Raw genomic sequence first — 15,827 nt, forward strand, 5'->3', positions numbered from 1 at the left:
GGTTGCCACTGCCGGACCACCCGCGACTACTCACCGCCGAGCACCAGTTCCACCAGGTCGTCGACGTCCAGGTCGCCGACCTCCCGCTCTTCCCCGGCACCGTCGTCCGGCTCGTCCGTGGTGGCGAGTTCGAGCAGTGCGTCGACCAGGCCCGCCGCCCGCAGCCGGGCCAACGGGACCGACGCGAGCGCCTGCCGCAACCGCGCCTCGTCCACGCCGCGCTCCGCCACCGGCGCGGTGTCCTCCGGCCGTAGCCGGGTCCGCAGGTGGTGGGCGAGCGCCGACGGGTTCGGGTAGTCGAAGACCAACGTCGGCGGCAGCTTCAACCCGGTCGCCTCACGCAGCCGGTTACGCAGCTCCACCGAGGTCAACGAGTCGAAGCCGACGTCCTTGAAAGCGACGTCCGGCCGGACGTCCTGCGGATCGTTGTGCCCGAGCACCGCCGCGACCTGGCCACGCACCAGGTCCAGCAGCAACGCCTCCTGCTCGCCCCCGGCGAGCCCGGCGAGCCGGCGGGCCAGCGAGTCCTGCGACGCGACCGCGGCCCGGGCCTGCTGCCGGCCGGCGCGCACCAGTCCCCGCAGCAGCGACGGAACCGCGCCGCCCGCGGCGACGTCGGCCCGCATCGCCTGCGGGTCCAGCCGGATCGGCACCAGCAGGGCCTGGTCGGTCCGCAACGCCGCGTCGAACAGCGCCAGCCCGTCGGCCCGGCTCAGCTCCAGCACGCCGCCCCGGCTGGCCCGCGCGTGGTCGACGATGCTGAGGTGGGCGGCCATCCCGACGCTGCGTTCCCACAGGCCCCAGGCCAGCGAGAGCCCGGGCAGACCGGCCGCCCGGCGGTGCGCCATCGCCGCGTCCAGGAACGCGTTCGCCGCGGCGTAGCTGCCCTGGCCACCACCGCCGACCACACCGGCGACCGACGAGAACACCACGAAGGCGTCCAGGTCCCGGCCCCGGGTCAGCTCGTCGAGGTGCCGTACCGCGTCGACCTTGGGGGCGAACACCCCGGCCAACCGGTCCGGGGTCAGCCCGCCGACCAGACCGTCGTCGAACACCCCTGCGGTGTGCACGACACCGGTCACCGGGTACCCGGCCAGCAGGGCCGCGACCTGGTCCCGGTCGGAGACGTCGCAGGCCACCGCCGACACGTCCGCGCCCGCCGCGGTCAGCTCGGCGACCAGTTCGGCGGTTCCCTCGGCGGCCGGGCCACGCCGGCTGGCCAGCACCAGCCGTCGTACCCCGTGCCGGTCCACCAGGTGCCGGGCCACCAGCGCGCCCAGCGCGCCGGCACCGGAGACCAGGACCGTGCCGTCGGGCCGGAAGACGTCCGGGGCGTCGTCCCGGAGCGGCTCGGTGGCCCGGGCGAGCCGGGGCACGCACAGCCGGCCCGCCCGCACCGCGAGCTGCGGCTCACCGGCCACCAGCGCCAGGTCCGCGCCGGCCCCGCCGGTGGGATCGGCGTCCAGCAGGACGATCCGGTCCGGGCTCTCGGCCTGGGCGGCCCGGACCAGACCCCACACCGTCGCGGCGGCCGGATCGGTCACCAGGTAGTCGCCACCGGCGGGTACCGCCCCCCGGGTACGCACGACCAGCCGGGCCTCCTCGAGCCGGGGCTCGGTCAGCCACGCCTGCACGACCGCCAGCACCCGGGAGGTCACCGCGAGCGGACCGGCAGCCCCGTCGGCGTCGAGCACCACCACCGTCGGCGGCTCGTCGCCTGCGGCCAGCGCGGTCACGTCGTCGGCGGTGGACACCGGCGTCCAGGCCGGCACCGGTTCGGCGGCGGTCGCGGGCAGTTCGGTCCAGTCCACCCGGAACATCGCGTCCCGCACGTCGTGCCCGGCGGCCCCCAGTTGCGCCGCCGACACCGGCCGGGACACCAGCGAGTCCATCGTCAGCACCGGTCCGCCGGTCTCGTCGGCGGCCTCGACGACCAGGGTCTGCGACCCCTGCGGCGCGAGCCGGACCCGCAGCGCCGTCGCACCCTCGGCGTGCAGGACGAACCCGTTCCACGCGAAGGCCAGCACCGCCTCGCCCGGCTGCTCACCCGGGGCACCGGCCGTGGCGGCCTGGAGCGCGGCGTCCAGCAGCGCCGGGTGGACGCCGTACCGGCCGGCCTCCGGGCGCAGGTCCTCGGGCAGGGCCGCCTCGGCGAACACCTCGTCACCGCGCCGCCACACCGCCCGCAGGCCCTGGAAGGCGGGTCCGTAGCCGTAACCCCGCTCGGCCAGGTCGAGGTAGAAGTCCCCGACGTCCACCGGCTCCGCGCCCGGCGGCGGCCACGCGGTGAAGTCGAACCCGGTGCCGCCGCCCGGCGTCGCGGACAGCACGCCGACGGCGTGCCGGGTCCAGGTGCCCGGGCCGCCGTCGCGTCGGGAGTACACCTCCACCCCACGCGTGCCGTTCGCGCCCGGCCCGCTCAGCGCCACCTGGACCTGCACCCCACCCTGCTCGGGAAGGGCCAGCGGCGCCTCCACCACCAGCTCGTCCAGCACCGGGCAACCGGCCTCGTCACCGGCGCGCACGACCAGCTCCACCAGCCCGCTGCCGGGCAGGATCACCACCCCGCCGACCGCGTGGTCGGCCAGCCACGGATGCGAGCGCACCGACAGCAGCGAGGTGAACACCAGACCGTCCGAGGCCGGCAGGTGCACCACCGCGCCGAGCAGCGGGTGGTCGGTCGCCACCTGCCCCAGCGACGTGGCGTCGGTGGCGGAGCCGCTGGGCTGCCGCAACCAGTAGTGCCGGTGGTCGAAGGCGTACGTCGGCAGCTCCAGCCGCGCCGGCGGCGGGGGCAGCAGCCCGGTCCAGTCCACCGGCACGCCCCGGACGTACACCTCGGCCATCGAGGTCAGCAGCCGCCGCAGGCCACCGTCGTCGCGCCGCAGCGATCCCGTCACCACGACGTCGGCGTCGTCGACGATCTCGCTGATCGGCTGGACCAGCACCGGATGGGCACTGACCTCCACGAACACGCCGTGGTCCTGGCCGAGCAGGTCCTCGACCGCCGGCCCGAAGCGCACCTGACCGCGCAGGTTGCGGTACCAGTACCCGCCGTCCACCACCCCGGCGTCGCGGATCCACCCACCGGTCACGGTCGAGTAGAACGGCACCGTCGGGGCCTGTGCCCGTACCCCGGCCAGCGTCTCGGCGAGCAGGTCGCGGATCTGCTCCACCTGGACGGTGTGCGAGCCGTAGTCGACCGCCACCCGGCGGACCCGTACCCCGTCGGCCTCCCACGCGGTGAGCGCCTCGTCGAGGGCCGCCGCGTCGCCGCCGACCACCACGGAGGTGGGGCTGTTGACCGCGGCGACCTGGACCAGGTCGGCCCAGGGCGCGAGGCGGGCCACGGCCTCCTCCTCGCTCAGGGCGACCGACGCCATGCCGCCGCGTCCGGACAGCTCGGCGGCGATGGCCTGGCTGCGCAGCGCCACCACCCGGGCCGCGTCCTGCAGCGACAGCGCGCCGGCCACGCAGGCGGCGGCGATCTCGCCCTGCGAGTGCCCGATGACGGCGTCCGGCCGCAGCCCGCACGACCGCCACACCGCGGCCAGGCCGACCATCATGGCGAAGCTGGCCGGTTGCAGCACGTCGACCCGGTCCAGCAGGTCGGGCGTGGCCTCGCCGCGCAGCACGTCGATCAGGGACCAGTCGGTCCACGGCGTCAACGCGGCGGCGCACTCGGCGATCCGCTCGGCGAAGACCGGCGAGGAGTCCAGCAGTTCCCGGCCCATCCCGGCCCACTGCGTGCCCTGGCCGGGGAACACCCAGACCACCTTGCCGGACGCACCCGCCCGGCCGGTGACCACGCCGGGCGGGTCCTCGCCCCGGGCCAGCGCGGTGAGCGCGGCCGTCGCCTCGGCCCGGGAACCGGCCACCACGACGGCCCGCTCGGTCAGCGCGGCCCGACCGGACGCCAGCGCCCCGGCGACCCGGGCCAGCGGCACCTCGTCGGCCTCGTCGAGGTACGCCGCGAGCCGGCCCGCCTGCGCCGCCAGCGAGGCGGCGCTGCGCGCGGAGACCAGCACGGGCAGCACGTCCGGGAGGGTGACCGGTTCGGGTGCGGGGGGCTCGTCCTGCGGCGGGGCCTCCTCCAGGATGAGGTGCGCGTTGGTGCCGCTGACCCCGAACGCGGAGACCCCGGCCCGACGCGGGTGCCCGTTGCGCGGCCAGTCACGCGCCTCGGTCAGCAGCTCGACCGCGCCGGCCGACCAGTCCACCTCGGGGGTGGGCGCGTCCACGTGCAGGGTCGCCGGCAGCACCCCGTGCCGCAGCGCCTGCACCACCTTGATCACCCCGGCCACCCCGGCGGCGGCCTGCGCGTGACCGATGTTCGACTTCAACGACCCCAGCCACAACGGCGTGCCGGGATCCCGGTCCTTGCCGTACGTGGCCAGCAGCGCCTGCGCCTCGATCGGGTCGCCCAGCGCGGTGCCGGTGCCGTGCGCCTCCACCGTGTCCACCTCGGCCGGGGAGAGCCCGGCGTTGGCCAGCGCCTTGCGGATCACCCGCTGCTGCGACGGCCCGTTCGGCGCGGTCAGCCCGTTGGACGCGCCGTCCTGGTTCACCGCGCTGCCGCGCAGCACCGCCAGGATCTGGTGTCCGCGTTCCCGCGCCACCGACAGCCGTTCGAGGACCACCACACCGACGCCCTCGGCCCAGCCGGTGCCGTCGGCGGCGGCGGCGAACGCCTTGCAGCGCCCGTCCACGGCCAGTCCCCGCTGCCGGGAGAACTCGACGAACGCGCCCGGGTTCGCCATCACGGTCGCGCCCCCGGCCAGCGCCATCGAGCACTCGCCCTGCCGCAGCGCCTGGGCGGCCAGGTGGATGGCCACCAGCGACGACGAGCAGGCCGTGTCGATGGTGATCGCCGGCCCCTCGAAGCCGAAGACGTAGGACACCCGGCCCGACGCCACGCTCGACGACCCGCCGGTGCCCGCGAAGCCCTCCAGCTCGGGGGTGACCACACTGGCCCCCGGCGCGACGTAGCCCTGGCCGAAGACGCCGGTGAACACGCCGACGTCGGCGCCCTTCAACGCGGTCGCGTCGACCCCGGTGTCCTCCAGCGCCTCCCAGGACGTCTCGAGCAGCAGCCGCTGCTGCGGGTCCATGGCCAGCGCCTCCCGCGGCGAGATGCCGAAGAAGCCGGCGTCGAACAGGCCCGCCTCGTGCAGGAAACCCCCCTGGCTGGTGTACGACGTGCCCGGACGCTCCGGGTCGGGATCGAACAGCCCCTCCAGGTCCCAGCCCCGGTCGGTGGGGAACCCGGACACCGCGTCCCGGCGCTCGGTCACCAGCCGCCACAGGTCCGCCGGCCCGGCCACCCCGCCGGGCAGCCGGCACGCCATGCCGACGATCGCGATCGGCTCCTCCGGGTCGGCGGCCGGCCCGGTCGGCAGGGTCGTCACCGTCGGGGTGCCGTCGCCCAGTTCGTCGCGCAGGTGGCGGGCGAGGGCCTGCGGGCTCGGATGGTCGAACACCAGCGTGGCGGGCAGCTTCAGCCCGGTCGCCTCGCGCAGCCGGTTGCGCAGCTCCACCGAGGTGAGCGAGTCGAACCCGGCGTCCTTGAACGCCCCGTCCGCCCGGACCGCGCCGGCACCGGAGTGCCCGAGCACGGCGGCCACCTGACCGCGCACCAGGTCCAGCAGCAGGGTGAGCTGGTCCGCCGCGGAGAGCCCGGCCAGCCGCTCGGCCAGCCGGCCGCGGCCCGCACCGGCGGCACCCGAACGCGCCTGCCGGCGGCCGGCGCGGACCAGGCCACGCAGCATGTGCGGGACCACACCGCCGGCCGAGGCGTCGGCGCGGACACCGCGCAGGTCCAGCTTCGCGGGCACCAGCAACGCCTGCTCCGCGCCGAGGGCGGCGTCGAAGAGCACCATCCCCTCGGCCTGCGTCATCAGTTGCAGACCACCCCGCCGGCTCATCCGGGCCCTGGTCAACTCGTCGGTGTTCGCCGCCATCCCGGTGGTCTGCTCCCACAGGCCCCAGGCCAGCGACAACCCCGGCAGACCCAGCGACCGGCGCTGCGCCATCAACCCGTCCAGGAACGCGTTCGCCGCCGCGTAACTGCCACTACCGGCACCCATGAACACCGCCGACACCGACGAGTACACGACGAACGCCGTCAACGGCAGCTCCCGCGTCAACGCGTCCAGATGCCGCACCGCGTCCACCTTCGGCGCGAACACCCGGGCCAGCTTCTCCGGGGTGACCGTCTCGATCACCCCCGCGTCCAGCACCCCCGCCGTGTGCACCACCGCCGTCGGCGGGTGCTGCGCCAGCAGGGCCGCCACCTGGTCCCGGTCGGACACGTCGCAGGCCACCACGGCCACGTCCACGTCCTGCCCGGACAGCTCGGCGACCAGCTCCGCGACCCCCTCGGCGGCGGTACCCCGCCGGCTGGCCAGCACCAGCCGGCGGACACCGTGCCGGTCCACCAGGTGCCGGGCGACCAGGGCGCCCAGCGCGCCGGCGCCCGAGACCAGCACCGTGCTCTGCGGGCCGAACCCGGGGGCGGCGTCGGCCGCCCGGGTGGCGCGGGCGAGCCGGGGCACGGACAGGGCCGTCCCGCGCACCGCGAGCTGCGGCTCGCCGCTGGCCAGGGCCGCGCCCAGCACCGGCTCCGCGCTCGGGTCGCCGGCCGGGTCCAGGTCGAGCAGGACGATCCGGTCGGGGTTCTCACCCTGGGCGGCCCGCACCAGGCCGCAGACCGCCGCCCCCGTCGGGTCGGTCACCGCGCCGTCCCCGGCGGGCACCGCACCACGGGTGGTGACCACCAGCCGCGACCCCTCCGGGCCGGAGCCGGCGAGCCAGGCCTGGACGACCTGGAGCACCCGGGCGGTCACCGTCAGGGGGTCGCCCGCGCCGGTCGCGTCCAGCACCACCGCCGGGGGTACCTCGGCCAGGGCGGTGACCTCGTCGGCGGTGGCGACCGTGGTCCACGCCGGCGTGGGGACGTCCCCGGTGGCGGGCAGCCCGGTCCACTCCACCTGGAACAGCGAGTCCACCGGTCGGGTGCCGGCCCCGGCGGTGTCCGCGCCCGCGACGGGCATCGTGCCGAGGCCGAGCGCGTCGGCGGACACGACCAGCGCGCCGGTGTCGTCGGCGGCGGTCAGCGACACCGTGTCGGCGTCGATCTCCGCCAGCCGCACCCGCAGCGTGGACGCGCCCACCGCGTGCAGCACCAGTCCGTGCCAGTCCCGCGGTCGCCGCGGCGACGCGTCGGCCCCGTCCGCCGCCGGCAGCAGGGCCGGGTGCAGGGCCGCGTCCAACAGGCCGGGGTGCAGGCCGTACCCGGTCGCCTCCGCGGCCCGCTCCTCGGGCAGGGCCACCTCGGCGAACACCTCGCCGCCGCGACGCCACACCGCCCGTACCGCCCGGCCGTACGGGCGCTCGTCGCCGGCCGGTCCGGCGTCGCGCGGGGCGAGGTCGACCGGCCGTGCGCCGGGGGGCGGCCAGGCGGTGAAGTCGAACGGTTCCGGGGTGCCGGGGGTGGGTGTCAGCAGGCCGGTGGCGTGCCGGGTCCACACCTCGTCGGCGGTCCCCTCGCGCAGGGAGTAGATGTCCACCGTGCGGACGTCGTCGCGGCCCGGCCCGCTCAGGGCGACCTGGACCCGTACGCCGCCGTGGGCGGGGACCACGAGCGGGGTGTCGACCACCAGCTCGTCGAGGACCGGGCAGCCGGCCTCGTCACCGGCGCGCACCGCCAGCTCGACCAGCCCGGCGGCCGGGACGACCACGACGTCGCCGACGGTGTGCCCGGCCAGCCACGGGTGCGACCGCACCGACAACCGCGAGGTGGCGACCAGGCCGTCGGACTGCGGCAGCCGGACCACCGCGCCGAGCATCGGATGGTCGGCGCTGGCCATCCCGAGCGACGCCGCGTCCGCCGCCACCGCCGGGTGCAGCCAGTAGTGCTCGTGGTCGAACGCGTACGTCGGCAGGTCCACCCGGCCGGTGACCGGCGGCAGCACGGCGGTCCAGTCGACCGCCACCCCGTGCACGAACAGGTCGGCCATCGACGTGAGCAGCCGTCGGGTACCCCCGTCGTCGCGGCGCAGGGTGCCGGTCACCAGGATGTCGGCCTCGGTGCCGTCGGCCACGTCGCTGATCGGCTGGACCAGTACCGGGTGCGCGCTGACCTCCACGAACACCCGGTGACCCTGGTCGATCAGCTCGGCGACCGCCGGACCGAACCGCACCTGGTTGCGCAGGTTGCGGTACCAGTAGTCGCCGTCGACGACCCCGGCCTCGCGGATCCAGCTCCCGGTGACGGTGGAGTAGAACGGCAGCGCCGGGGCCTGCGCGTCGAGCCCGACCAGCGCCTCGGCGAGCTGGTCCTCGATGTCCTCGACGTGCCAGGTGTGCGAGGCGTAGTCCACCGCCACCCGCCGGCCGCCCAGCGCCGCCACGGCCTCGGCCAACGCCTCGGCGTCGCCCGCGATCACCACGGAGGAGGGGCCGTTGACCGCGGCGATCTCCACCCGGTCGCCCCACGGCGTCAGCCGGGCGAGCACCTCCTCCTGGCTCAGCGCGACCGAGGCCATGCCGCCGCGGCCGGACAGCTCGGCGGCGATGGCCTGGCTGCGCAGCGCCACCACCCGGACCGCGTCCTCCAGGGTCAGCGCGCCCGCCACGCAGGCCGCCGCGATCTCACCCTGCGAGTGACCCACCACCGCATCCGGCACCACACCCACCGACGACCACACCGCCGCCAACCCCACCATCACCGCGAAACTCGCCGGCTGGAGCACGTCCACCCGCTCCATCAGCGCCGGGTCGCACTCCCCCCGCAACACCTCCGACAGCGACCAGTCCACCCACGGCGCCAGCGCGGCGGCGCACGCGGCGATCCGCTCGGCGAACACCGGGGAGGCGTCCAGCAGGTCCCGGCCCATGCCGACCCACTGCGTCCCCTGCCCGGGGAACACCCACACCAGCCTGCCCGGCGCACGGACGCTGCCGGTCACCACACCGGCCGGGGTCTCGCCCCGGGCCAGCGCGGCCAGGCCGGTCGACGCCTCCTCGGCCGAGCCCGCCACCACCACGGCCCGGTCGCCGAGCACCGCCCGGGTGGACAGCAGCGCACCCGCCACCCGACTGAGCGGCACCCCGTCGGCCCGCTCCAGGTACTCCGCCAGCCGGCCCGCCTGACCCGCCAGGGAACGGGGGCTGCGGGCCGACACCACCAGCGGCAGCACGCCGCCGGCCGGTTCCTCCGGGGGGACGTCCGGGGTCACGTCGGCCGGCGCCTCCTCGAGGATCAGGTGGGCGTTCGTGCCGCTGATGCCGAACGACGACACCCCCGCCCGGCGCGGACGGCCGTCGGGCGACCACTCCCGGGCCGCGGTGAGCAGCTCGACCGCGCCCATGGACCAGTCGACCTGGTGGGTCGGCTCGGTCACGTGCAGGGTGGGCGGCAACGTGTCGTGCCGCAGCGCCTGCACCATCTTGATCACGCTGGCCACCCCGGCGGCGGCCTGGGTGTGCCCGACGTTCGACTTCAGCGACCCCAGCCACAACGGACGCTCCGGATCCCGGTCCCTGCCGTAGGTGGCCAGCAACGCCTGCGCCTCGATCGGGTCGCCCAGCGCGGTGCCGGTGCCGTGCGCCTCCACGGCGTCCACCTCGTCCGGCGTCAGGCCGGCGTTGGCCAGCGCGCTGCGGATCACCCGCTGCTGCGACGGGCCGTTCGGCGCGGTCAACCCGTTGGACGCGCCGTCCTGGTTCACCGCGCTGCCCCGGACCACGGCCAGCACCCGGTGGCCCCGCTCCCGGGCCACCGACAGCCGCTCCAGGACGACGATGGCGACGCCCTCGGACAGCACCGTGCCGTCCGCCGTCGCGGAGAACGCCTTGACCCGCCCGTCCTCGGCCAGGCCACGCTGGCGGGACATGCCGAGCACGCCGATCGGGGAGCCCATCACCGCGACCCCGCCGGCCAGCGCCATCGAGCACTCGCCCTGCCGCAGCGCCTGGGCGGCGAGGTGCATCGCCACCAGCGACGACGAGCACGCCGTGTCCACGGTGACCGCAGGTCCCTCGAAGCCGAACGCGTACGACACCCGGCCCGACGCCACGCTGCCGGCGGTGGCGGTGGTGACGAAGCCCTCCAGCTCCGCCGGCATGTTGCTCAGCGACTCCAGGTAGTCGTGGATGGAGACGCCGGTGAAGACGCCGACGTCGTGGCCGCGCATCGCGGTCGGGTCGACACCCGCCCGCTCCAGCGCCTCCCAGGACGCCTCCAGCAGCAGCCGCTGCTGGGGGTCCATCGCCAGCGCCTCCCGAGGAGAGATGCCGAAGAAGCCGGCGTCGAACAGCCCCGCGCCCTGGAGGAAACCCCCCTGCCGGGTGTACGAGGTCCCGGGGCGGTCCGGATCCGGGTCGAACAGGCCCGCCAGGTCCCAGCCCCGATCCTCGGGGAAGGGGGACATCCCCTCCCGCCCTTCGGACAGCAGGTGCCACAGCCCGTCGGGATCGGTGACCCCACCGGGCAACCGGCAGGCCATGCCGACGATCGCGATCGGCTCGTCGGGGTCGGCGAGCACGGTGACGGTGGTCGTGGTGCCGGCCACCGTGTCGCCCAGCTCGGTCCGCAGGTGCCGGGCCAGCGCCACCGGAGTGGGGTAGTCGAAGACCAGCGTGGCGGGCAGCTTCACCCCGGTCGCCGCGCTCAGCCGGTTGCGCAGCTCGACCGCGGTCAGCGAGTCGAACCCGATCTCGTTGAAGGTACGGGTGCCCTGCGCCAGCTCCGGTCCGCTGAAGCCCAGCACCCCGGTCGCCTCGGCCTGGACGATGCCCACCAGGATGGTCTCCTGCTCCTCCGGCGTCAGCCCGGCGAGCCGGCGGACCAGTCCGCCGCTGTCGCCGGCCGACGCCCGGGCCACCCGGCGGCTGACCCGGACCAGGCCGCGCAGCAGGTGCGGGACGTCGGTGCCGGTGGCGGCCTGGGCGCGCAGCGTCTTGAGGTCGAGCTTGATCGGCACCAGCAGTGCCTGGTCGGCACGCAGACCCAGGTCGAACAGGGCGGTGCCCTCGTCGGGGGTGATCGCCAGCACGCCGCCCCGGCTCATCCGGGCCTGGTCGACGGCGCTGAGGTGGGCGGTCAGGCCGGTGCTCTGCTCCCACAGGCCCCAGGCCAACGCCACGCCGGGCAGTCCGGCCGCCCGGCGGTTGGCCATCACCCCGTCGAGGAAGGCGTTCGCGGCGGCGTAGTTGCCCTGCCCGGCGGAGCCCATCAGCGCGGCGGCCGACGAGAAGACCACGAAGGCGTCGAGGTCGGCATCCCGGGTCAGCTCGTCGAGGTGACGCACCGCGTCCACCTTCGGGGCGAAGACGCCGGCCAGCCGCTGCGGGGTCAACGCGCCGATCACACCGTCGTCCAGGACACCCGCCATGTGCACCACACCCGTCGGGCGGTGCTCCGCTACCAGGGCCGCGACCTGCTCCCGGTCGGAGACGTCGCAGGCCACCGCCGACACGTCCGCGCCCTGCGCGGTCAGCTCGGCGACCAGCTCGGCCACCCCGTCGGCGGCCGGACCCCGCCGGCTGGCCAGCACCAGCCGGCGTACCCCGTGCCGGCCCACCAGGTGCCGGGTGATCATGGCGCCCAGCGAGCCGGTCCCGCCCGTGACCAGCACGGTCCCCTCGGGCCGGAACACGTCCGGCGCACCCGGATCCTGGTTCGCGGCGTGCGTGAGCCGGGGCGTGGTCAGGGTGGTCCCGCGCACCGCGAGCTGCGGCTCGCCGCTGGCCAGCGCCGGTCCCAGCAACAGGTCCGGGCCGGCGGGGTCGGCGTCGAGCAGGACGAACCGGTTCGGGTTCTCGGCCTGGGCGGCGCGCAGCAGACCCCAGACCGCCGCGCCGGCCGGATCGCCCACCACGCCGTCGCGGGCCGGCGTCGCGCCCCGGGTCACCACCACCAGTCGCGTGTCCGCCAGCTCGTCCGCGGCCAGCCAGGCCTGCACCACGGCCAGCACCCGGGAGGTCAACGCCAGCGGCCCGTCGTCGTCACCGACCGCGTGCAGGACGGCCGTCGACACCTCGGCCGCGCGGCGCGTCAGGGCCGTCACGTCGTCCGGGTCGACGACCGTCGTCCAGGACGGCGCGGGGGCGGCGGCGACCGGGGGCAGCTCGGTCCACTCCACCCGGAACAGCGAGTCCCGGTTCTCCTGTGCCGCAGTCTCCAGCTGATCGGCCGAGACCGGCAACGACACCAGCGAGTCCATCGTCACGACCGGGGTGCCGGTGTCGTCGGCGGCCTGGAACGACAACGCGTCCGGCCCGCACGGGGCGACCCGGACCCGCAGCGCGGACGCACCCGCGGCGTGCAGCACCAGCCGGTTCCACGCGAACGGCAACACCCGCCGGTCGTCGTCCGGGTTGGCGAAGGCGTTGGTGTGCAGGGCGGCGTCCAGCAGTGCCGGGTGGATGCCGAACCTGCCGGCGTCCTCCCGCTGGTCGTCCGGGAGCGCGACCTCGGCGAACACCTCGTCGCCGCGCCGCCACACCGCACGCAGCCCCTGGAACGCCGGCCCGTAGGCGTAACCCCGTTCGACGAGGTCGGCGTAGAAGCCCTCGATGTCGACCTGGCGCACCCCGGACGGCGGCCACGCGGTGAAGTCGAACCCGCCTACCGGCGTCGTCGGCGGCGTCGCCGCCAGCAGGCCGGTGGCGTGCCGGGTCCAGATGTCCGTGCCGTCCTCACGCAGCGAGTACACGGAGACCGGACGCAGCCCGGTCTCCGCCGGACCGCCGACGGCGACCTGGAGCCGCACCCCGCCCTGCTCGGGCAGGACCAGCGGTGCCTCGATCACCAGTTCTTCCAGGACCCCGAAGCCGAACTCGTCGCCGGCCCGCACCGCCAGGTCCACGTAGACCGTGCCGGGGATGATCACCATCCCGCCGATCGCGTGCCCGGCGAGCCACGGGTGCGTCCGCAGGGACAGCCGCGAGGTGAAGACCAGCCCGTCCGACTGCGGCAGCGGCACCACCGCGCCCAGCAGCGGGTGGTCGGCGCCGACCAGGCCCAGCGACGCCGCGTCGGTGGCCGAGTCCCCCATCCGTAGCCAGTAGTGCTGGTGGTCGAACGCGTAGGTGGGCAGCGGCAGCGGCGGCGAACCCGCCCCCTCGGGCAGCAGCACCGTCCAGTCCAGCGGCACACCCCGGACGTACAGCTCGGCCATCGACGTCAGCAGCCGACGCAGGCCGCCCTCGTCGCGCCGCAGCGACCCCGTCACGACCACGTCGCCGCCGGCCCGGTCGACGATCTCGCTGATCGGCTGGACCAGCACCGGATGCGCGCTGATCTCGACGAACACACCGTGCCCCTGGGCGATCAGCTCGGTCACCGCCGGACCGAACCGCACCTGGTGGCGCAGGTTGCGGTACCAGTAGCCGCCGTCCACCACCCCGGCGTCCTGGATCCACTCCCCCGTCACGGTGGAGTAGAACGGCACCGTCGGCGCGGACGCGGTGATCCCGGCCAACGCGTCGGCGAGCGCGTCGCGGACGTCCGCCACGTGCCGGCTGTGCGAGGCGTAGTCCACCGCGATCCGACGGACCCGTACGCCCTGGTCGTCGAGCAGGTCCAGGGCCTCGTCGAGGGCGTCGGCGTCCCCGGCCACCACCACCGACGACGGGCCGTTGACCGCGGCCACCTCGACCCGGTCGGCCCACCGGGCCAGCCGCTGGGTCGCCTCGTCCTCGCTCAGCGCCACCGACGCCATGCCGCCCCGGCCGGACAGCGTCCCGGCGATCGCCTGGCTGCGCAGCGCCACCACCCGGGCCGCGTCGTCCAACGACAGCGCACCGGCCACGCAGGCCGCCGCGATCTCGCCCTGGGAGTGGCCGAGCACGGCGTCGGGCTGCACCCCCACCGACGCCCAAACCGCCGCCAGCCCCATCATCACCGCGAAGCTGGCCGGTTGCAGCACGTCGACCCGCCGCATCACCGCCGGGTCGACGTCCCCCCGCAGCACGTCGACCAGCGACCAGTCGACCCAACGCTCCAACGCGGCGGCGCAGTCGGCGATCCGCGCCGCGAACACCGGGGAGGAGTCCAGCAGCTCCCGGCCCATGCCGGCCCACTGCGTGCCCTGACCGGGGAACACCCACACCACCGGACCCGGCGTGCCGGAGCCGGTCACCAGGCCGGGGGCGTTCTCCCCACGGGCCAGCGCCCCGAGCCCGGCCACCGCCTCGTCGGTCGAGCCGGCCACCACCACGGCCCGCTCGCCCAGCGTGGCACGGCCCGCCACCAGCGTCCCGGCCACCTGCGACAACGGCGCCGCGGTGTCGGCGACGAACGACGCCAGCCGGTCGGCCTGCGCCGCCAGCGAGGTGGCGGTGTGCGCCGACACCACCAACGGCACCACCCCGGCCGGGGACTCCTGCGGGGCCGGCGTGGCCTCCTCGGGCGCCTCCTCCAGGATCAGGTGCGCGTTGGTGCCACTGGCGCCGAACGACGACACGCCGGCCCGGCGGGGACGGCCGTTGCGCGGCCAGTCCCGGGCCTCGGTCAGCAGCTCGACCGCGCCGGCCGACCAGTCCACCTGCGGGGTGGGCGCGTCCACGTGCCGGGTCGCCGGCAGCACCCCGTGCCGCAGCGCCAGCACCGTCTTGATCACACCGGCCACCCCGGACGCCGCCTGGGTGTGGCCGATGACCGACTTGACCGAGCCGAGCCACAGCGGCTGCTGCGGATCCCGGCCCTGCCCGTACGTGGCGAGCAGCGCCTGGGCCTCGATCGGGTCGCCGAGGGTGGTGCCGGTGCCGTGGCCCTCCACGGTGTCGACGTCGGTCGGCCGGAGCCCGGCGCTGGTCAGCGCGTTACGGATCACCCGCTGCTGGGACGGGCCGTTCGGCGCGGTCAGCCCGTTGGACGCGCCGTCCTGGTTGACCGCGCTGCCCCGGATCACCGCGAGCACCTGGTGGCCCCGCTCCCGGGCCACCGACAGCCGCTCCAGCAGCAGCACGCCGACGCCCTCCGCCCACGACGACCCGTCGGCGCCCGCCGCGTACGACTTGCACCGCCCGTCGAAGGCGAGCCCCCGCTGGCGCGCGAAGCCGACGAACCCGCCGGGGGTGGCCATCACCGTCGAGCCGCCGGCCAGCGCCATCGAGCACTCGCCCCGACGCAGCGCCTGGCTGGCCAGGTGCACCGCCACCAGCGACGACGAGCACATGGTGTCCACGGTCACCGCGGGTCCTTCGAGCCCGAGCGTGTAGGCGACCCGGCCGGAGGCGACCCCACCGGCGGTGCCCAGCGCACGCTCCAGGCTGAGGAATCCCTCAAACCCGCTGAGGTCGGGGGCGTAGTCCTGGTGCACGATCCCGGCGAACACCCCGATGTCGCTGCCCCGCACCGAGTGCGGGTCGATACCGGCCCGCTCGAAGGTCTCCCACGCCACTTCGAGCAGCTGCCGCTGCTGCGGGTCCATCGCCAGGGCCTCCCGGGGGGAGATCCCGAAGAACGCGGCGTCGAACTGCGCGGCGTCGTGCAGGAAGGCGCCCTGGCGGACGTACGTGGTCCCGGGGTTGTCCGGGTCGGGGTGGTAGAGGCCCTCCAGGTCCCAGCCGCGGTCGGTGGGGAAGCCGGTGTAGACGTCGGTGCCGTCGGTCACCACCCGCCACAGGTCCTCGGGGCCACGGATGCCACCGGCGTACCGGCAGGCCATCGAGACGATGGCGATAGGCTCCGCGGCTGCGGCGGCGAGCGCGCTGTTCTCCTGCTGAAGCCGGGCGTTCTCCTTCAGCGAGGCACGCAGTGCCTGGACGATCTGCTCGTCTGGCGCCGACATAACCCATCCTCCACGTTCGTTCGTCAT

Annotated in this window: 1 protein-coding gene; it reads right to left on the reverse strand. The window is 75.7% G+C overall.

The window, feature by feature from the left end; genetic code table 11:
* Window positions 1-26: 26 nt before the first annotated feature.
* Complete coding sequence (locus tag O7612_RS18785; RefSeq protein ID WP_282266037.1) at window positions 27-15,800, reverse strand: type I polyketide synthase; 15,774 nt, start codon at window positions 15,798-15,800, stop codon at window positions 27-29.
* Between the last annotated feature and the right edge of the window lie 27 nt (window positions 15,801-15,827).

Origin of the sequence: Micromonospora sp. WMMD987 (assembly GCF_029581435.1) — a bacterium.
In the GTDB taxonomy this organism is placed as follows: domain Bacteria; phylum Actinomycetota; class Actinomycetes; order Mycobacteriales; family Micromonosporaceae; genus Micromonospora; species Micromonospora rifamycinica.

What these genes read in the sequence shown, in the direction of transcription:
- O7612_RS18785 (WP_282266037.1), bottom strand. Translation starts at nt 15,800, where the DNA reads ATGTCGGCGCCAGACGAGCAGATCGTCCAGGCACTGCGTGCCTCGCTG.